The organism is Streptomyces sp. AA4 (assembly GCF_000158875.1).
In the GTDB taxonomy this organism is placed as follows: Bacteria; Actinomycetota; Actinomycetes; order Mycobacteriales; family Pseudonocardiaceae; genus Amycolatopsis.
Window position 1 is genome coordinate 2,960,471 of the sequence record NZ_GG657746.1, and the last position, 17,836, is coordinate 2,978,306.

At 70.9% G+C, this 17,836-nt stretch carries 15 protein-coding genes; 4 read left to right on the top strand and 11 right to left on the bottom strand.

Going from position 1 to position 17,836, the window contains the following annotated elements:
- Nucleotides 1-97: 97 nt before the first annotated feature.
- Both SSMG_RS13730 and SSMG_RS13735 read right to left on the bottom strand, forming a co-directional pair.
- Complete coding sequence (locus SSMG_RS13730) at nt 98-847, bottom strand: SDR family oxidoreductase (protein WP_037713590.1); 750 nt, start codon at nt 845-847, stop codon at nt 98-100.
- Complete coding sequence (locus SSMG_RS13735; RefSeq protein ID WP_009076667.1) at nt 847-1,512, bottom strand: VC0807 family protein; 666 nt, start codon at nt 1,510-1,512, stop codon at nt 847-849. Before SSMG_RS13735 ends, SSMG_RS13730 begins: the two co-directional genes overlap by 1 nt.
- Before the next feature lie 98 nt (nt 1,513-1,610).
- Here SSMG_RS13735 and SSMG_RS13740 point away from each other — a divergent pair, with 98 nt between their 5' ends.
- Both SSMG_RS13740 and SSMG_RS13745 read left to right on the top strand, forming a co-directional pair.
- Entirely contained in the window at nt 1,611-2,594 is a 984-nt protein-coding gene (locus tag SSMG_RS13740) for a DMT family transporter (protein WP_199785904.1), read from the top strand.
- A gap of 25 nt (nt 2,595-2,619) precedes the next feature.
- Entirely contained in the window at nt 2,620-5,454 is a 2,835-nt protein-coding gene (locus SSMG_RS13745) for a WS/DGAT domain-containing protein (RefSeq protein WP_009076671.1), read from the top strand.
- Here the strand turns inward: SSMG_RS13745 and SSMG_RS13750 are convergent, their stop codons facing one another.
- The 3 genes from SSMG_RS13750 to SSMG_RS13760 all read right to left on the bottom strand — a co-directional run bounded on the left by SSMG_RS13750 (nt 5,455) and on the right by SSMG_RS13760 (nt 7,676).
- Complete coding sequence (locus SSMG_RS13750; RefSeq protein ID WP_009076673.1) at nt 5,455-6,189, bottom strand: DUF427 domain-containing protein; 735 nt, start codon at nt 6,187-6,189, stop codon at nt 5,455-5,457.
- A gap of 3 nt (nt 6,190-6,192) precedes the next feature.
- Nucleotides 6,193-6,690 (bottom strand): peptide-methionine (S)-S-oxide reductase MsrA, encoded by a 498-nt coding sequence (gene msrA, locus SSMG_RS13755; RefSeq protein WP_009076675.1) that lies wholly within the window; start codon nt 6,688-6,690, stop codon nt 6,193-6,195.
- A gap of 80 nt (nt 6,691-6,770) precedes the next feature.
- Nucleotides 6,771-7,676: a LysR family transcriptional regulator gene (locus tag SSMG_RS13760; RefSeq protein ID WP_009076677.1), complete on the bottom strand. Its 906-nt coding sequence runs from the start codon at nt 7,674-7,676 to the stop codon at nt 6,771-6,773.
- Between the two features lie 107 nt (nt 7,677-7,783).
- Here SSMG_RS13760 and SSMG_RS13765 point away from each other — a divergent pair, with 107 nt between their 5' ends.
- Nucleotides 7,784-9,007, top strand: a complete 1,224-nt coding sequence (locus SSMG_RS13765; protein ID WP_009076679.1) for an MFS transporter — start codon at nt 7,784-7,786, stop codon at nt 9,005-9,007.
- Nucleotide 9,008: 1 nt separating this feature from the next.
- Here SSMG_RS13765 and SSMG_RS13770 read toward each other — a convergent pair whose 3' ends face one another.
- Both SSMG_RS13770 and SSMG_RS13775 read right to left on the bottom strand, forming a co-directional pair.
- Complete coding sequence (locus SSMG_RS13770) at nt 9,009-9,815, bottom strand: ABC transporter ATP-binding protein (RefSeq protein WP_009076681.1); 807 nt, start codon at nt 9,813-9,815, stop codon at nt 9,009-9,011.
- Nucleotides 9,812-10,483 carry a FadR/GntR family transcriptional regulator gene (locus SSMG_RS13775; RefSeq protein WP_009076684.1) on the bottom strand — a complete coding sequence of 224 codons (672 nt, stop codon included), beginning with the start codon at nt 10,481-10,483 and terminating at the stop codon, nt 9,812-9,814. The genes SSMG_RS13770 and SSMG_RS13775 overlap by 4 nt, the downstream gene beginning before the upstream one ends.
- Before the next feature lie 187 nt (nt 10,484-10,670).
- Between SSMG_RS13775 and SSMG_RS46875 the strand changes: the two genes are divergently transcribed.
- Complete coding sequence (locus tag SSMG_RS46875; RefSeq protein ID WP_037717121.1) at nt 10,671-12,317, top strand: choice-of-anchor A family protein; 1,647 nt, start codon at nt 10,671-10,673, stop codon at nt 12,315-12,317.
- 153 nt (nt 12,318-12,470) lie between these two features.
- On the opposite strand, the gene SSMG_RS13785 is transcribed toward SSMG_RS46875, so the two are convergent.
- The 4 genes from SSMG_RS13785 to SSMG_RS13800 form a co-directional block, all read right to left on the bottom strand.
- Nucleotides 12,471-13,664, bottom strand: a complete 1,194-nt coding sequence (locus SSMG_RS13785; protein WP_037713596.1) for an NAD(P)/FAD-dependent oxidoreductase — start codon at nt 13,662-13,664, stop codon at nt 12,471-12,473.
- 147 nt (nt 13,665-13,811) lie between these two features.
- A complete protein-coding gene (locus SSMG_RS13790; protein WP_009076692.1) occupies nt 13,812-15,884 on the bottom strand; it encodes an iron ABC transporter permease in 2,073 nt (690 codons plus the stop codon).
- A 4-nt stretch (nt 15,885-15,888) separates the two neighbouring features.
- Nucleotides 15,889-16,893 (bottom strand): ABC transporter substrate-binding protein, encoded by a 1,005-nt coding sequence (locus SSMG_RS13795; RefSeq protein ID WP_100266783.1) that lies wholly within the window; start codon nt 16,891-16,893, stop codon nt 15,889-15,891.
- A 31-nt stretch (nt 16,894-16,924) separates the two neighbouring features.
- Nucleotides 16,925-17,755: an ABC transporter ATP-binding protein gene (locus SSMG_RS13800; RefSeq protein WP_037713598.1), complete on the bottom strand. Its 831-nt coding sequence runs from the start codon at nt 17,753-17,755 to the stop codon at nt 16,925-16,927.
- Nucleotides 17,756-17,836: the final 81 nt, after the last annotated feature.

Below are 17,836 nucleotides of genomic sequence, written 5' to 3' on the forward strand. Positions count from 1 at the left end.
ATGCGGCAGCACAATGGACGTGCTTGGCTCGGGGGAGCGGGGGTACCCCGGCGAGAACCGGGAACGGTGCCCGGGGGAGGAGGTTCGCGTGGCTCCGTCAGCTTTCGGCGCCGAAACGCGCCGCGAGCGCGCGGTACAGGCCGGGTGCCGTACCGCGCAGGGCGACGGGGAACCGCAGCCAGCGCGGCACGTAGTAGTCGCCCGGATGCGCGGCGGCGCGCACGACGGCGGCGGCCACGCGTTCGGCGCTCACCGGACGAGGCGTGCCGCGGGTGTAGGGACGGCCGCGGCGCTCGAAGAATTCCGTGCGCACCACGCCGGGAACTACGATTCCGACCGTTACGCCGGTGCCGTGCAACTCGAATCGCAGGCTGTCGGCGAAAGCGTCCACACCGGACTTCGCCGCCGCGTACACGGCTTCCCCGCCGACGCCGGTGCGCCCGGCGATCGACGAGACGAAGACGATCTGCCCGCGGTCGCGTTCCAGCATCGCGGGCAGCAGCGCACGGGTCAGCTCGAGCGGCGCGGTCAGGTTCACCGCGACGAGGTGCCGCAGGCGTTTCTCGGTCAGGTCCGGAAGGGGACCGGCCCAGCCGAGACCGGCGTTGTTGACGAGCAGATCCACCGATCCGGTGATCGCCAACGCGCGTTCGGCGAGCTCCGCGGCGGCGCCGAGATGCGCGAGGTCGGCGGTGAGCGCGGTGCCGCCGGTTTCCTTGGCGACGGCGGCGAGCCGGTCCTCGTTCCGCCCGTGCAGCAGCACGTGGACGCCGGAGCGGGCAAGCTTGCGCGCGGCGGCGGCTCCGATGCCGGACGACGCGCCGGTGACGAGCGCGGTGCGGGCCATCAGGCGGCGGGCAGCGCGGCCGGGCGGTGGCCCATGCGCAGCGTGATGCCCGCCGAGCGCAGCGAACGCCGGAACCACCACAGCGAACCGGCGATGGCCAGCCCGATGAGCGAGTACGAGCCGGCGGTGCTCGCCATGAGGAAGCTGCCGACCGTTTCGCGCGCGAGCATCAGCAGCGTCACGCCGCCGTTCACCGCGAACACGAGCCCCCACAGCACCGACACGCGCTGGAAGAACCGGCGCATTCCGGGATGTCCGGAGAGCGTTTCCGGGAATGCGCAGAAATCGCCCGCCAGCCGCGCGAGCAGCGGTTTGTTGAACGGCGCGGAGACCAGGAACAGGCTGGCGACGAGGAAATTCTGTAGAGTCGGCTGCAGGAAGTACAGGAATGCGCTGCCGGTGGCCAGGCCCAGCACAGTGCGCGCGACCAGCAGAGCCGTGGTCAGCAGCAGCACGGCGGGGATCTTCTTGCGCAGCGCGAGCCGGGCGCCGACGACGGCGACCGACCAGCACAGGGCGGCGATGACCCCGCTGTCGAAGCTCACCAGGGTCAGCAGGAGATAGAACAGGCCGGCCGGGACCAGCGTCGATTCCAGGAGGTGCCGGCCCCCGTCCACCACGAGACTGCGGAACGAGGGGAGGTCGATCGTATGGGGGTGTCGCATGCGGGTTCTGCTGCCTCCGGTGCCAACCGGGCGACTCGGCCTCGGACAAGGCTTGAGCATAAGCACGGCGGATGGGGACGGTGTGAGGTGAGGAGTCCGTGACAGTTACGGGGATGTCGCTGGTCGTGGCGGTCCCCGCCGCCGTCGCCGGCGCGGCGTGCATGGGACTCGCGAGCGCAGCGCAGGCCAGGGCGACCAAAGAGGTGGAAACCGGCAAACCGCTCGACCTGACGCTCTTCAAGCGGCTCGTCGGACGACCATTGTGGCTCATCGGGATCGCCGCGACCATCCTGGGGCTCGTCCTGCAGCTCGTCGCGCTCGCGTTCGGGCCGTTGCTGCTGGTCCAGCCGCTGCTCGTGACGTCGCTCATGTTCGCCGGCCTGGCGTCCGCGCGGCTGGAGCGCCGCCGCCCGGACCGCACGATGAGCGTCGGCGGCCTGCTGTGCGTCGCCGGGCTCGCCGCGTTCCTCGTGATCGCCCGCCCCAGCGGCAACAGCGACACGCTCGTCAGCGGCGGTGCCCTGCTGCCGCTCGGCATCGCGCTCGCCGCGGTGACCCTGGTCTCGCTTGTTGTTGCCGCGTCAACGAATTCCGGGTCGTGGCGGGTGCTCGGGCTGGCCGTCGCCACCGGCGTCCTGTACGGCCTCACTGCCGGGCTGATGAAGGTGGTCGCGGGCCAGTTCCGCGCCGGGATCGACGAGCCGTTCCGGCACTGGACGCTGTATCTGGTGTGCGTCGTGGGGCCGCTGGGGTTCCTGTTGAGCCAGAACACGTTCCAGCAGGGCCGGTTCCTGACGCCCGCGCTCGCCGTCATCACCGCGCTGGATCCGCTGGTCGGCGTGGCGATCGGGCTGTCGTGGATGGGGGAGTCGGCCGACGGGAGGCCGCTCGCGCTGTTCGGCGAGGCGCTGGCCGGTCTGGTGATCGTGGTCGGGATCGCGCTGCTGTCCACGCGCGCGTCGCATTTGTCGGCGGAATCGGAAACGCCGTCCGCCGAAGACGAAACCGCATCGGAAGAATCCGGCGAACGGCCCGATTCGGACCCGGACGACGGGTACGGGCTCGCCGGGACCGCCTGCTAGCGATAAGGGGGCAGCGTTGGAGCGCGTGCTGATCGTGTCCGCGAACATGGGGCAGGGGCACAACGCCACGGGACGCGCGCTCGAGGACGCGATACGGCGGCGCTGGCCGGACGCGACCGTGCGGTGGGTCAACGCGCTGGAACGGCTCGGCCCCGGTTTCGAAGGCCTTTTCCAGCGGATTTACGTCGCCAACGTGGAAAGCGTCCCGTGGCTTTACGAGTTCTTTTACGGCGCGATCTGGCGGATTCCGTGGTTCGCCGCCGCGTCCCGGTGGTTTACCGCCGCTTGGTGCGGGCGGCGGCTGGCGAAACCGGTCGCGGAATTCGCGCCGGACCTGGTGCTGTCGACGTATCCGATGGGCACCGCGGGCCTGGCGTGGCTGCGCCGCAAGGGAAAGCTGTCCGTGCCGATCGGTGCGTGGGTTTCGGACTTCGCACCGCATCCGTTCTGGGTTTACGGCGCGGCCGATCTCACCATGGTGATGCACGACGTCGCGGTCGCGCCCGCGCTGCGCTCGTCGCCGTCGGCGCACGTCGGAGTGTCCGCGCCTCCGGTGCGCGCGGTGTTCCGGCCCGGGGACCAGACGGCGGCGCGGCAGGAACTGGACCTGCCGCCGGACGCCTTCGTGCCGCTGGTTTCGTGCGGCTCGCTGGGTTTCGGCGAAATCGAGACCACGGTGCGGGAGTTGCTGGCGGCGGACCAGTCGGTGGTGCCGATCGCGATCTGCGGGCGCAACGACGCGGTGGCTGACCGGCTGCGCGCGCTGAACGAACCGCGGTTGCGCGTGGTCGGGTGGACGGACCAGCCGGAGCGGTACACGCTGGCGGCGGACGTCGTGGTGACGAACGCGGGCGGCGCGACCTCGCTGGAGGCGCTGGCGTGCGGCCGCCCGGTGCTGATGCACCACCCGATCGCCGCGCACGGCAAGGCGAACGCCCGCCTGATGGCCGCCGCCGGGCTCGCCCTGGTGTCCACAAAGGATGGTGAGCTGGCCGAGACGGTGCGCGGGCTGCTGGCCGAACCGGAACGGCTCAAGGAGATGGCGGAAGCGGTCGCCCGGCATTGCGAGACGGCCACGCCGCTGGTGGAGGCGCTGGAATCGCTGGTGTCCGCGCCGTTGAACCCGCCGACGCAGCGGCTCCGGCCGGAGGACGCGCTGTTCGTGCACGTGGCCACGCCGGAGGTGCCGCAGCAGGTCGGGGCGGTGCTGGTGTTCGACCCCAAGGCCGACGGTTCGCCGGTCACCCCCGCGGACGCCGAGCACCTGCTGGCCGCGACGCCCGGCTTGCGGACGCGCTTGCTGCCCGGCAGCGGCTTGTGGCGGGCGCGGTGGCAGGAAGACCCGGGACGGACGTCGGCGGATGTGCTGACTTCGGTGCGCATCGGTCCGGACGCACCGTTGGACGCGGCGTTGACGCGGGAGATGGACGCGTTCTTCTCCACGCCGGTGTCACCGGAACGACCGGTGCGGGCGCGGCTGGTGACCGGCATCGAGGGGGAGCAGGGGGCGTTGCTGATCGCACTGCACCACGCGGCCAGCGACGGGATCGCGGTGATCAGTGCGCTGGTGGGGCAGACGCGGGGGAAGGAGCCGCTGGTCCCGGCGGCGGTTCCCCGGCGGAAGGGGTGGCCGAGCCGCCCCAATGCCACTTTGGGTGCATCTGACGCAGCGAATGCCACTTTGGGTGCGTCTGACGCACCCAAAGTGGCATTGGGGCGCAACGGGTCTCGACCCCGGCGAGGTGCGATGCGGGCGGGACTTGCCGGACTGGCGGGGCCGGTGCGCGGGTTGCTTGATCGGTCGACGGGATCGGCCGCACGGTCAGGCGGCGTCGAGTCGGCGCGCTCGAACTCTGGCGGCAAAGGCCGTGACCAAGCTGTCGGACTTGCTCGCGGGATGCTCGCTCGCGTGGCGGGCCCGGTGTGGCACGGGCTTGATCGGTCGACGGGAGCGTCCGGCGGCGGCGAGTCCGTGCGCTCGAGTCCAAGCGGCAAAACCCGCACTCAAGCTGTCGGACTGGTGCGCGGGGTGCTTGCTCGGGTGGGGGGGCCGGTGTGGCACGGGCTTGCCCGGCCGACGGGAGCGTCCGGCAGCGCCGAGTCCGCACGCTCGAGTCCCAGCGGCAAAACCCGCACCCAAGCCGTCGAGTTGGCGCGTGGCGTCTGGGCTCTCGCCCGGGCTGGTGCCGCGCCCCGGGTGGGCTGGGACAAGCGGATCGACAGTCCCCGAAGGCATTTCGCGCGGGCGCACCTTTCCGCTCCAGAGGTCCGGAAGGCCGCGCGGCGGATGGGGGTGCCGACGACCAACCTCGTGCTCGCGCTCGTCGCCGAGGCCTTGCATCGAGAGCTGGGCGGGAGCGCGCCGGAGCGGCTTCGGGTGTTGATTCCGATGTCGGTCCGCGACACCGGGACCTTCCGGCAGCTCGGCAACCACACCGGCGCGGCGTCGGTGGACCTGCCGACGGGCGCGATGTCGCTGTCGGAGCGGGTACGGGCGACCGACCGGATGCTGTCCGACCAGGTCGGCCGCGGCGCGCCCCGCGCGGGCAACGCGGTCGTGCGCGTGCTCGGGATTCTGCCTCCGGCGCTGCACCGCCGGGCGGCGAAGCTCGTCTACCGCGGCACGTGGTTCAGCGTGATCGCGTCGGTGCTTCCCGGCGCGCGGTCGCCGGTGGTGCTCAACGGGGCGCTCGTCCGCACGGTGTATCCGGTGTTGTCGCTCGCGCCCGGGGTTCCGGTGGCGGTCGGCATCATGACGTGGGCGGACCGGTTCACCGTCTGCTTCACCGTGCCCGCCGGACAAGACGAGCGCGGGGACCGGCTGGCGGCCGCGGTCGTCGAGGCGTTCGGCCGGGTGTAGTCACTGCGAGAAGTGCGTGCGCGGACGGGGGAGAAGTTCGCCGTCCACTTCGATATCCACCATCTCGTTGTAGAACGCCACGAGACCGGCGATGGCCTGGACCGCCACGGTCGGGTAGGCGTACGTCCACGCCAGGTGCTCGTGCAGGACGTCGCCGACGCGGACGGACCAGTAGCCGGACGTCTCGCCCTTGTACGGACAGGCGGTGACCATGTCAGGCTCGGCGACGAGGTGCGTGAAATCGACTTCGGTGCGGTTGAAGTAATAGCGCGTCGGGAGGCCGGTTTCGAAGAGCAGCACCGGTGACGACGATTCTGCCAGCGTTACCCCGTCTAACCGAACTCGGACATGTCGGGTGGAGCGCAAAGCGTCCACCCGCGTGTACGGGTTGCGCGGGTGGACGAAAACCTGTTCGTCCTCTTCGAACCAGGCGTCCAGCGCGTCCCACGCGAACCGGACGTGTCCGGGCAGGACAGAGTCGGTTACCCAAGCGGCAGCGGGCTTTTCGACCTCGCCGACGTGCAGCGAGTGCCGACCGGCTTCTTCCTCCGGTACGAGCGCGCCGGGGAGAACGTCGTCGAGCGGGAAGTAGAACTGCGGATAGTAGGGCCATTCCCAGACGTATTTAGCCCGCGTGCTGTCCACAATGGTCTTCCCGGCGAGCATTCCGCGTACTCGCCGGGGGACCGGTTCGACATGTCCGGTTTCTACTGCTGCCGCTGGATAATCGGGCATCGGTCAGGCGCGCTTCGGGAGTTTCCAGCCGGGGCGCGGGAAGTGGCAGGTGTAGCCGTTGGGGTAGTTCTGCAGGTAGTTCTGGTGCTCCGGTTCGGCTTCCCAGAAGTCTCCGGCGGGGGTGACTTCGGTGACGACCTTGCCGGGCCAGAGGCCGGAGGCGTCGACGTCGGCGATGGTGTCTTCGGCGATCCGCTTCTGCTCGTCGGTGGTGTAGAAGATGGCGGAGCGGTAGCTGGTGCCGATGTCGTTGCCTTGGCGGTTCTTCGTGGTGGGGTCGTGGACCTGGAAGAAGAACTCGAGCAGGGCGCGGAAGTCGGTCTGGTCCGGGTCGTAGGTGACTTCGATGGTTTCGGCGTGGGTGCCGTGGTTGCGGTAGGTGGCGTGGGGGACGTCGCCGCCGCTGTAGCCGACGCGGGTGGCGGTCACGCCGGGCTGGTGGCGGAACAGCTCCTCCATGCCCCAGAAACACCCGCCGGCCAGGATCGCTTTTTCCGTCATTTCCTTCTCTTCCGTCGAGGGAATCCGTGTACAGGAGGACGCTGCGGAGCCGGTCGCTATTCCGGTCGCCCGGGGCCCGGTCAGAACTCCGTAATGTCTTCCTCCGCCGCGGCCGCGACGAACAGCTCCTGCAGCGTCCGCAAGGCTTGCGACGGCGGCCGTTTCGCGGAGACGACGACGGTGAGCGGCCAGGTCAGCGACGTGTCGGCGAGCGGGATCGGCACGACGCCCGGGAGGTCCAGCCGGGCGGTGCCGGGCAGGACCGCGACGCCGAGCCCGGCCGCGACATAGCGCGGCACCGTCCGCATGTCGGCGACCTCGACGGCGACCCGGCGCGAAAGCCCGAGCGCGGCGAACTCCCGGTCGACCGCGATCCGGTTCCCGAAGCCGCGCGGACAGTCGACGAACAGTTCGCCGTCCAGTTCCGGCAGCCGGACCGACGCTTGCTCGGCGAGCGGATGGCTGTCCGGCAGCACGGCGTAGTACGGCACGCTGGCCAGCTGCGTCGCGTCGAGGCCGCCCAGCTCGGCCCGGGAGAGGCCGAGCAACGCGACGTCGAGCCGGCCGTGGCGGACGTCGTCGGCCAGGCCGGACGAGCCGGTGAGGGACACCGTCAGATGCAGGTCGACCAGCGGGTGCCTGCGGTGGAACGCGCCGAGCAGCACCGGCAGGTCGAACGCGTTCATGCTGGTCAGCGTGCCGATCCGGAGGCTTCCGCGCAGTCCGGCGGACGCCTGCTGCACCACCTCGCGTGCCCGCTCCACCGCTTCCAGCGCCGCTTTCGCCTCGGGCAGGAACAGCTCGCCCGCGGTGGACAGCGCGACCCGGCGGGTCGACCGGTCGAACAGCGTCGCGCCGAGGTCGGTCTCCAGCGCGCGGATCGTCGCCGAGACCGTGGACTGCGTGGCGAACAGCCGCTGTGCCGCCCGCGTGAAGCTCAGCTCCTCGGCGACCGCCACGAAGTGCTCCAGCTGCCGCGTCTCCATGCCCCGATTATCGCGGATCCCGATAACTGTGACCAGTACTTTTCGTTGGACTTGATGAGTGGGACGGGGGATCGTTTCGGGGGTAGGTTCCCGCTCGGAAGGTCGACATGGTCACCACAGCTCCGCCCGCTTTCACCGCGCCGGCCGGATGGCGCGTCAGCCACGGCTGGGGATTCCGGGTCATCGCGTTCGCGTTCGCCGCGTGCCTCGCGTTCTCCACCGTGCCCACCCCGCTGTACGCGCTCTACCAGCAGCGGGACGGGTTCGCGACGTTCCTGGTCACCGTCATTTTCGCGGCGTACGCGGTCGGCGTGATGGCCAGCCTCTACCTCGCCGGGCACGTCAGCGACTGGCTCGGCCGCCGCCGCGTGATCCTGGCTTCGACGCTCGCCGAGGCCCTGTCGGCGGTTTTGTTCCTGCTCTGGCCGGAGGTGCCGGGTCTGCTGCTCGCCCGGTTCGTGTGCGGCGTCGGCATCGGCGCGCTGACGGCCACCGCGACCGCGCACCTGTCGGAGCTGCGGGCCGTGAGCCGCCCGGACCAGGACCTCGGCCGCTCCGGCCTGATCGCCACCGTGGTGAACATGGGCGGTCTCGGGCTCGGCCCGGTCGTCGGCGGCGTCTTCGCGCAGTACATCGGCAGCCCGCTGACCAGCACGTTCGTCGTGTTCCTGGTCGTGCTGCTGGTGGCGGCCTTCGCGGTGTGCCTGGTGCCGGAGACTGTCGAACGGCGCGAGGAGCGTCCGGCGTACCGGCCGCAGCGGGTGTCGCTGCCCGCTGGCGCGCGGCCGGCGTTCGTCGGCGCGGCGATCGGGGTGTTCGCCGCGTTCGCGATCACCGGGCTGTTCATGTCGCTCGCGCCGACCCTGCTCGCCGAAGGCCTGCACGAACACAGCCGGATGCTCGCTGGGATCACCGCGGGCTCGATGCTGGGCGCGGCGGCGGTGGCGCAGGTGGTCTTCGCGTCGCTGGCTTCGCGGTCTCAGCTGCGGTTGGGGTTCGTGCTGATGCCGATCGGACTGGCGGTGCTTTCGGTGGCCGCGTTGCTGCCGTCGCTCGCGCTGTTCCTTGCTGGCTCGGTGATCGCCGGAAGCGGGATGGGTCTCGGCTTCCGCGCGGCGGTCGGGACGGTGGCGGCGCTGGCCGATCCGCTGTCGCGCGGCGAGGTGCTGGCCGGGATTTTCCTCGCGGCTTACGCCGGGCTGGTGGTGCCGGTGCTGCTGGTCGGCATGACGCTGCTGTGGGTGCCGAGCCCGGTCGCGCTGGTCGGGTTTTCGGCGGCTGAGCTGGTGTTGCTCGGCTTCTCGGCCTGGCGGGTGCTGCGGACTGCCTGATTCAGGCGACCTCGGTGGACCGCGTCCGGGCGGCGCGGGCGCTCCACCGTCCGTCATGGCGGTCCACGCGGATCGGGTGACCGAAGGCGCGGCTGATGCTGGCCGTCGTCACCGCCTGGTCGATCGGCCCCGACGACACCACCGAACCGTCGGCGATCAGCAGCGCGTGCGTCGTCGTTTCCGGCAGCTCCTCGAGATGGTGGGTGACCACGATGGAGGCGAGCCGGGGATGCGTGCGGGTCAGCAGGTCGATCGTTTCCAGCAGCTGCTCGCGTGCCGCGACGTCCAAGCCGGTGGACGGTTCGTCGAGCAGCAGCAGCCGGGGGTCGCTGATCAGGGCGCGGGCGATCAGGGCGCGGCCGCGTTCGCCTTGGGACAGGGTCGGCCAGCGTTCGGCGGCCTTGCCCTCCAGGCCGAGCAGGCCGATGAGTTCGTCGGCCTGCTCGATCTGCGACGCGGTCGGCTGCCAGCGCGGCGGAGTGTCGATGCTTCCGGTGACACCGGTCAGCACGACTTCGCGGATGGTGAGCGGCGAACGCAGCGGATGCCGCGGGTTGACGTGCCCGATACTGCGGCGCAGCGCCTGAAGTTCGACCTGGCCGAGCCGTCCGCCGAGAACGTCGACGGTGCCGGTGGTCGGATGCGTGACCGCGCCGCAGAACCCGAGGATCGTGCTTTTCCCGGCGCCGTTCGGGCCGAGCAGCGCCCAGTGTTCGCCCGCTCGCACGGTCAGGTTCACGCCGTGCAGGATTTCCTTGCCCTGCCTGCGGAACACGACGTCGGTCAGCCGCAGCACGACCTCGCTCACGAAAGTGCCTCCTTCAAGGCGGTCAGGTGCGCCCGGCTCAGTTCCGCCGCGGCGGACGCGTCTTTGTCGGCGATCGCTTCGACCAGCGCCAGGTGCGCGGCCTGGTCTTCCTCGGGCGCGGTGATCGGCCGCGCGCGCAGCATGTCCGTCATCGCGCGGTGGATCCGGGGGACGAAGCTGTCGAACAATTCGATCAGCACGTCGTTGTGCGCGGCGACGAGCACCGTGCGGTGGAACGCGGTGTCGGTGTCCACCAGCAGTTCGACGTCCGGCTCGCCGACCGCGCGGGCGGCGAGCGCGCGGCGGATCGCGCGCAGGTCGGTCGGCGTCCGCCGATGCGCGGCCAGCGCCGCGGCTTCCGCTTCGATGGCGATGCGCGCCTCGATCACCGCGCCGATGGTGGCGCGGCGCAGCACCGCGTCCCAGTCCTCGGCGACGTCCAGCGCGGTCACGAAAACGCCGGAGCCCTGGCGGGAATCCAGCACGCCTTTGCCCGCCAATTCGCGGATCGCCTCGCGCAAGGTCGAACGGCCGACGCCCAGTTGCGCGGCCAAAGTCGTTTCCCCGGGCAATTTGTGGCCGAGCGGCCATTCGCCGGCACGAATGCGTCCGAGGAGGACTTCGGCGGCTTGCGCGGCGAGCGGGTGCCGGTGCACGAGAGGGGGCATCGGAAGGCTTTCTGGTCGGGCGGGGCGGCGAGAGCGAGGCTACTGCGGGACATTCTGCCGGCGGGGTGTCGAGTGTGGAGCGTCACTAGTCTACTTGTCTGAGGAGATGGCGTTTTTCTGACCCGTTCGGGTGGGTTACGGTGTTTCGACTGCCGGATTTCGCCCGGTCCGCGCAAAGATCGGCCGCATGCGTGCCAGGAAAATGGCCGTCGTGGGCGGAGCGATCGCCGCGGCGGTGTGTGCGGTGGCGTTCGTGGCCGGTCCCGGCGCGAGCGCCGCTCCGTTGCCGGGGGGCCTGGGGCCGTGCGTCGGCACCGCCTGCCCGGACAAGTACCCGCCGGTCAACAACGGGCCGTTCGCCGGACGGGACAACGGCATCAACGTCTTCGCCGGCGGCGATTTCCTCGTGCGCGAAGCGGCGGCCGAGGCGGAAGGCCGGGTCGTCGTCCTCGGCGGCTTCGACATGGCCAAGCGGACGGGCGCGTCCTCGGTCTACAACGTGGGCATCGTGGGCGTCGGCTCGCGCGTGCCCCCGCCGGACGGGGCCGACTTCCTCACCACCGGCAGGAACGTCACCATCGCGCCGAACCAGCGGCTGCTCGCGGAGGGCGGCGTCGTGCGGTACGGCGGCACCGTCACCGGGACGGTGGCCGGCACACTGAAGCAGGACCCGAACGCGGCGGACCCGTACCGGCAGCTCCGGCCGCAGCTGCAGGAAGCCAGCACCTGCTACGGCAAGTCCGCGGCGACCGGGACGGCGAAGAACGAGGGCTACCGCACGCTGTTCACCGGCGACGGGAAGTCCGCGCTGCAGGTGTTCAACGTCGACTTCGACCTCACCGGCCCCGGCGGCGGCATGCAGGGCCTGGAGTTCACCGGCATCCCGGCGGGCGCGACGGTCCTGGTGAACCTCGTCGGCGGCGCCCGCGTGATCAACACCTACACCGGCGACCTCGCCGACCAGGACCCGATCAACCACCTGCGCGAGAAGCTGCTGTGGAACTTCCCGGACGCGTCGAAGGTGAAGATCGCCGGACAGGCGCAGTTCCAGGGCAGCGTGCTGGTCGGCAACCCGGCCAGCGACACGACGGTCACCGCGTCGGGCACCAACGGCCGGTTCTTCACCGCGGGCAACCTGCTGCACACCTCCGACGGCGCGGCGGGCGGACAGGAGTTCCACGCCTATCCGTTCACCGGCGACCTGCCGGACTGCACCGCCCCGGCGACGACGTCCACGACGCCGACCAGCACGACGTCGACCTCGACCAGCTCCAGCACCACGACGTCGACCGCGCCGAGCAGTTCGACCACCACGACGACGAGCACGGAGCCGACCAGTTCGACCACGTCGAGCACCACGTCGACTTCGTCCACCACGTCGACTTCTTCCACGACGACCGAGCCCACGAGCACGACGTCGTCCAGTACGACTTCCTCCAGCACGACGTCGTCGAGCGCCACCTCGTCCACGAGTTCGACGACGTCCTCGACCAGCTCCACCACGTCGACCAGCCCATCGGAGACGTCCTCGTCGACCGCGCCGACGTCGTCCTCGGAGACGTCGTCCAGCGCGACGTCCTCGAGTTCGCAGCCGACGTCCTCGGCCAGCAGCACGAGCCCGACGACGTCCAGCTCGTCTTCGGAAGCCCCGGCCCCGATCACGACGACGAGCGACCACTCCGGCGGAGTGGCCCCCGGAACCGGCCCGTCCGACCAGGGCCCGCTCGCCTCGACCGGCGCGGACATCCGCGGCTACCTGATCGGCGGCGGTGCACTGCTGCTCATCGGCGGCGCGCTGGTGACGGCCGTGGCGGTGCGCCGGAAGCGCTCCTGACGAAAGCCGATGAAGGTCTCCTGAAGGGGGACCTTCATCGGCAGCCAGCTCGGGGCGGCGGCGATGTACGTGAGGGGAACCCTGAGGGACTCAGAGTCCCTGAAGGTGGCCCTCACGGACCTGACCGTGGCTGACGGGCGGTGAGGGTTTCGGCTAGCGGGCGGCGGCCGTGCGTGCGGCGCGGTACTCGGCGGCTCGAGCCTCGTAAGCGCGGAGTTCCTCTTCCCGATCGGGCACGTCCTCCGGGGCGCCGTCCGCGAAGAAGCCGCGCAGTGCCGCGTTCGCGTCGGCGGCGAGGTGGCCGGTGCGGGCGAACATCGCTGTCTCGTAGCGGGCCAGCGCGGCTTCGACGTCCGGCTCCTCGTGCAGCGCGTGCGCCACTTCCGCGCCGTCGAGCAGGGCCAGGTTCGCGCCGTGCCCGCCGAACGGGGCCATCGCGTGCGCGGCGTCGCCGAGCACCGTGATGCCCGGAACCCGTTGCCACGTCAGGGGAGCGGGCAGTGCGGTGAACGCGCGCGCCACGTAGTCGCCGTCGTTGTCGGTCAGCAGCGGAAGCACTTTCTCGCCCCAGCCGCGGAATTCGCGCAGCAGGAACTCGCGGACCGAGGCGCGGTCAGCAAGATCGACGCCTTCCTTCGCAGCCCAGTCCTCTTCGGCGCGGAAGGCAACGTAGCCGCGGATCACGCCGTTGCTGTTGCGCTGCAGGATCACTGCCCGACCGGCACCGTCGGCGGTGAACAGCTGTCCGTCGCCCACCAGCGCCGCGACTTCCGGGTGCCGGGTCTCGACGTCGTCGAATCGGATGTCCAGATAGGACACTCCGAGGTATTCCGGCCTCGCGTCGGTGAGCCGGCGGCGCACCTTCGACCAGGTGCCGTCCGCGCCGAGCACGACGTCGGCGTCCACTGTGGATCCATTGGAGAAATGCAAGCAGTGGACACCGTTTTCGGTCGTCAGTTCGGTGAGCTTGTGTCCCCAGTGGACAGTCCCGGGCGTGAGCCGTTCGTACAGCATGGTGCGCAGCTGGCCGCGGTCGATTTCGGGGGCGGCGGTGTCGTCGTCGGCGGGGGCGAACTCCTTCAGCAGGGTGCCGTGGTGGTCACGTCTGGTCATGGCTTGGCCTTCGACGCGGGCTAACTCGTGGAAAGCGGCCAGCAGCCCGGCGTCTTCCAAGGCGATTTGCCCGCTGTCCGCGTGCAGGTCGAGCGTGCCGCCGGGGTCTCGTGCATTCACGGCGGCGTCGGCGTCGTACACAGCCGCGGCGAGGCCGTGGCCGTGCAGAACGTGCGCGGCGAGCAGCCCGCCCGGGCCGCCCCCGACGATCGCGATGCGCAGTGTCTCGTTCATGGTTTCCCCTCTCGTGCCGGTGTGGTCGCTGCCCAGCATAAGTGGAACCATGCAAAAAGTGCAACAGTACAATTTAGTAAGTCATTGCACCTCGGATGGACGATTTGCCTCCGGTCTGAAACCGGTCGCGCTCGACACCTGGTTCGCCTAGACGCTCGCGCGGCTCCGCCACAGCAGCCAACCGAAGTACGGAGCCCCGATCAGTGCGGTCACCAGGCCCGCTGCGATCTGGGTCGGCGCGAGGACCGTGCGCCCTAACGTGTCCGCGACGCACACCAGCACCGCTCCCAGCGCGGCCGCCACCGGCAGCGAGCGTGCGTGCTGGGAACCCACCAAAGCGCGTGCGGCGTGCGGGGCCACGAGTCCGACGAATCCCAGCGCACCGACCGCGCACGCGGCTGCGGCGGTGAGCACTGCGGCGAGCGCGGCGAAGCCGAGACGAGACCGGTCCAGCGGGACGCCGAGTACGCGCGGCACGTCCTCGTCCAGCGAGACCAGGTCGAGCGTCCGCGCGCTGGACAGGGCGATCGGCAGGGCGATGACCAGGCACAACAGCACGGGCAGGACCTGGCTGAACTCCCGGCCGTAGGTCGATCCGGCTAGCCAGGTGAGCGCGAGGTGCGCGTTCCACGGCGAGGTCAGCACGACCACGAGCGTCGTGATCGCCTGCGCGCCCGCGCTGACGCCGATGCCGACCAGCACCAGGCGGTCCGACGACAGTCCGCTGCCGGTGGCGAGCCAGTGCACGAGGGCGAACGTCGCGAACGCGGCGACGGTCGCCGCGCCCATCATCGGCCAGATTCCGATGCCGGGCGCCAGAAGCACGACGCTGATCGCGCCGACGCTCGCGCCCGGCGTCACGCCGAGCAGACTCGGTTCGGCCAGCGGGTTGCGGCAGATCGCCTGCACCAGCGCGCCCGCGACGGCCAGGGCCGCCCCGCCGAGCAGTGCGGCGAGCATCCGCGGCCAGCGCAGGTCGAGCGCGAACGACACCTCGGTGCCGGACACCCCGCGCAGCCAGTTCAGCACGTCGCCGAGCAACACGATCCGGTCACCCAGCAGGAGCGCGGCGATCACCGCGGCGACGAGCGCGACCGCCAGCACGACGCCGGTCCCGGCCACCCAGCGGCGGGACCGGACGGTGCCGTGCGTGCCGCGCGCGGACGGGGTTCCGGACGGCTGCCGTCGCGCCAGCCAGACCAGTACGGTCGCACCGGCGAGGGTCGTCACGACGCCGGTCGGCACCGAAACCGCTTTGCCGGCGGGGACGAGAGCGCGCAGCAGGACGTCGGCGGTGACGACGACCAGCGCCCCGGTCAATCCGGAAAGCGGCAGCAGCAGCGGATGTTTGCCGAGCCCGGGCACTCGGCTGGCCAGCAGCCGTGCGATTACCGGCGCGCACAGGCCGACGAACCCGATCGGTCCGGCGACGGTCACCGCGACCGCTGAAAGCAGCACCGCCGCGACGACGGCGAAGGTGCGGGTGCGGCGGACGTCGATGCCCAGCACGCGCGCGTGGTCGTCGCCGAGGCTGAGGACGTCGAGCCGGTGCGCGAGCAGGAGGGTGGCGACCACGCCGACGGCGATCACCGGTGCGGCAAGGGAAACCTGCCGCAGTCCGGATTGGACAGTCGTGCCGCTGCCCCAGCCGTACAGGCCCGCGGTCCGCTCCTGGAACAGCATCAGCAGCACCGACGTGAGCGCGGTCAGCGCCAGCGCGATCGCGGACCCGGCGAGCACGAGCCGGGCCGCCCCGCCGCTGCTGCTGCGCGCGACGAGCAACACCAGCCCGGCCGCCGCGAGACCGCCGACGAAGGCGACGATTCCGTTGACGTAGAAGGGAAGCGAGATCCCGAACGCCGCGACGCCGACCACCGAGACGTACGCGCCGGCGTTGACCGCGAGCGTGTCCGGCGAAGTGAGCGGGTTCCGCGCGACCGACTGCAGCACGCAGCCAGCGAATCCGAGCGCCAGCCCCACGAGCAGCGCCGCGGCCAGCCGGGGGAGCCGGCTGGCCACGAGCACGGCCACCGCCTGGCTGCGCGCGTCGTCGTCCGTGCCGGGGAAAACGGCGCGCAGGAGTTCGCCGAGCCCGACGTGCGACGTGCCTTGCAGCAGGTGCACGGCGGACAGGGCGAGCAGCGCGACGATTCCGGCCAGGAAGACGACGGACGCGGTGAGCCGCGAAACGCGCGGCCGGGCGGGTGCGGGGGCGGTCATCGGATCAGCGCGTCAGAGCGCCGGTGAGCGCGTCCACATAGGCGCTCGCCGACTTCGGGCCGCCGAACATCCAGATGCCGTCCGGGATCCGGTGCAGCTTCCCGGCCTTGACGAACGGCAGCTGCTTCCACACCGCGTTGCCCGCGAGGTCCTGGGTGAAGACGTCGGATTCGGCGGCGTTGGCGGCGTAGACGAACGAAGTGGCCGGATCGGTGATCTTGGTCAGGCCTTCCACGTCGGTGGGCGCGAGGCCGTAGTCTTTGTCGCCCGCCTCGGTCCACTGGTTGGCGGCGCCGAGCTGCTCGGCGACGCTGCCGAGGAACGAGCCCTTCGCGTACATCCGGACGGTGACCGTGCCGGAGGTCGAGTAGCCGTCGGCCATGACGAACTTGGCCCCGGATTTGCCCGCGTCGGCCAGCTTCTTCTTGCCTTCGGCGACCTTGGCGTCGAATTCCGCCAGCAGTTTGCGGCCCTGTTCCTGCGTTCCGGTCGCCTCGGACAGCGTGGTCACGGTCTTGCGCAGGTAGCCGATCGGGTCGGCCGAATCCGAGCCGCGCAGGGTCAGCACCTTCGCCTGCTTCGACAGCTGCGCGATCACGTTCTCCGGCAGGTCGGTGGTGGTGACCACCAGATCCGGGTGCAGCGCGGCGATCGCGTCGAGGCTCGGCTCGCCGCGCGTGCCGACGTCCGGAGTGGACGCAGCGAGCGGCATGACCTTGTCGTAAGTGTTGTAGCCCTTGACGTCCGCCGCGCCGATCGGCTTCACGCCCAGCGCGAGCAGGTTTTCGGTGAGGCCCCATTCCAGCGACACGACCTTCGCGGCCGGGCCCGGCAGGTCGACCTTGCCGCGTTCGTCGGTCAGGTGGACCGGGCCGGCCGGCTTCGCGGCGGCGGCCGGGTCCCCGGCGGCGGGGGCTTCGGTGGTGCCGCACGCGGCGAGCGCGAACGTGGCGAGCACAGCCGCGACGACGAGGAACGGCCTGCGGGCAGGACGAAACACACTGGACACGGGGGTTTTCCTTTGAACTAGTGGGGACAGGTCAAGCTGAGCGGACCGGCCGCGGCCGGGAGGTGTGCCGTCCGACCGGGCGCGTGCGGACGTGCCCTTCGTCGTCGACGTGCACGTCGATGCGCAGGCCGTAGACGTCGCTGAGCAGGTTGGCGGTCAGCACGTCGGCCGGGCGGCCGGTCGCGCGGACGGTGCCGCGGCACAGCAGCACGACCTCGTCGGCGACGGCGGCGGCCTGGTCGAGGTCGTGCAGTACGACGCCGACCGCGACGCCGTGCTCGTCGGCGAGATCGCGGACGAGGTCGAGCGTTTCGATCTGGTATCTCAGGTCGAGGAAGGTGGTCGGCTCGTCAAGCAGGACGACGCCGGTGTCCTGGGCGAAGCAGGTGGCCAGCCAGACGCGCTGGAGTTCGCCGCCGGACAGTTCGTCGACCGGGCGTTCGGCCATCCCGTCGACGCCGGTGTGCCGCATGGCCCGCTCGACCAGCTCCGGTCCCTCGGGGTCGCCGGAGCCGAAGCGGCCGCGGTAGGGATGGCGGCCGTAGGACACGACGTCGCGCACGCGCACGCCGCCGGGCGTGGGGCGCGACTGGGTCAGCAGCGTGACGTGCCGGGCGAATTCCTTGGGAGACAAGGCGAGTGCGTCTTGGCCGGACAAGGTGACGTCGCCCGCGGTCAGCGGATGCAGCCGGGCGAGCGAGCGCAGCAGCGTCGACTTTCCGGAGCCGTTGGGGCCGACCAGGACGGTGACCGCGCCCGCGCGCAGGACGATCTCGGCGTCCTGGACCACCGGCTTCGCGCCGTAGCCGAGCGAGAGCCCGGTGCCGGCGAGCGCCGGTGCTTCCGGCCAGGAGTGACTCATGAAGGTTAGCCTAACCTGATCGAATGAAATTCCGAAACCGGACACCGAGGCGGTGTCGGACGTCACGGGCGTTTTGTACCG

Bases quoted from the DNA above. Each gene is read 5' to 3' on its own strand.
- SSMG_RS13730 (WP_037713590.1), bottom strand. From the start codon at position 847: ATGGCCCGCACCGCGCTCGTCACCGGCGCGTCGTCCGGCATCGGAGCC.
- SSMG_RS13735 (WP_009076667.1), bottom strand. From the start codon at position 1,512: ATGCGACACCCCCATACGATCGACCTCCCCTCGTTCCGCAGTCTCGTG.
- SSMG_RS13750 (WP_009076673.1), bottom strand. From the start codon at position 6,189: ATGCCCGATTATCCAGCGGCAGCAGTAGAAACCGGACATGTCGAACCG.
- msrA (WP_009076675.1), bottom strand. From the start codon at position 6,690: ATGACGGAAAAAGCGATCCTGGCCGGCGGGTGTTTCTGGGGCATGGAG.
- SSMG_RS13760 (WP_009076677.1), bottom strand. From the start codon at position 7,676: ATGGAGACGCGGCAGCTGGAGCACTTCGTGGCGGTCGCCGAGGAGCTG.
- SSMG_RS13765 (WP_009076679.1), top strand. From the start codon at position 7,784: ATGGTCACCACAGCTCCGCCCGCTTTCACCGCGCCGGCCGGATGGCGC.
- SSMG_RS13775 (WP_009076684.1), bottom strand. From the start codon at position 10,483: ATGCCCCCTCTCGTGCACCGGCACCCGCTCGCCGCGCAAGCCGCCGAA.
- SSMG_RS46875 (WP_037717121.1), top strand. From the start codon at position 10,671: ATGCGTGCCAGGAAAATGGCCGTCGTGGGCGGAGCGATCGCCGCGGCG.
- SSMG_RS13785 (WP_037713596.1), bottom strand. From the start codon at position 13,664: ATGAACGAGACACTGCGCATCGCGATCGTCGGGGGCGGCCCGGGCGGG.
- SSMG_RS13790 (WP_009076692.1), bottom strand. From the start codon at position 15,884: ATGACCGCCCCCGCACCCGCCCGGCCGCGCGTTTCGCGGCTCACCGCG.
- SSMG_RS13800 (WP_037713598.1), bottom strand. From the start codon at position 17,755: ATGAGTCACTCCTGGCCGGAAGCACCGGCGCTCGCCGGCACCGGGCTC.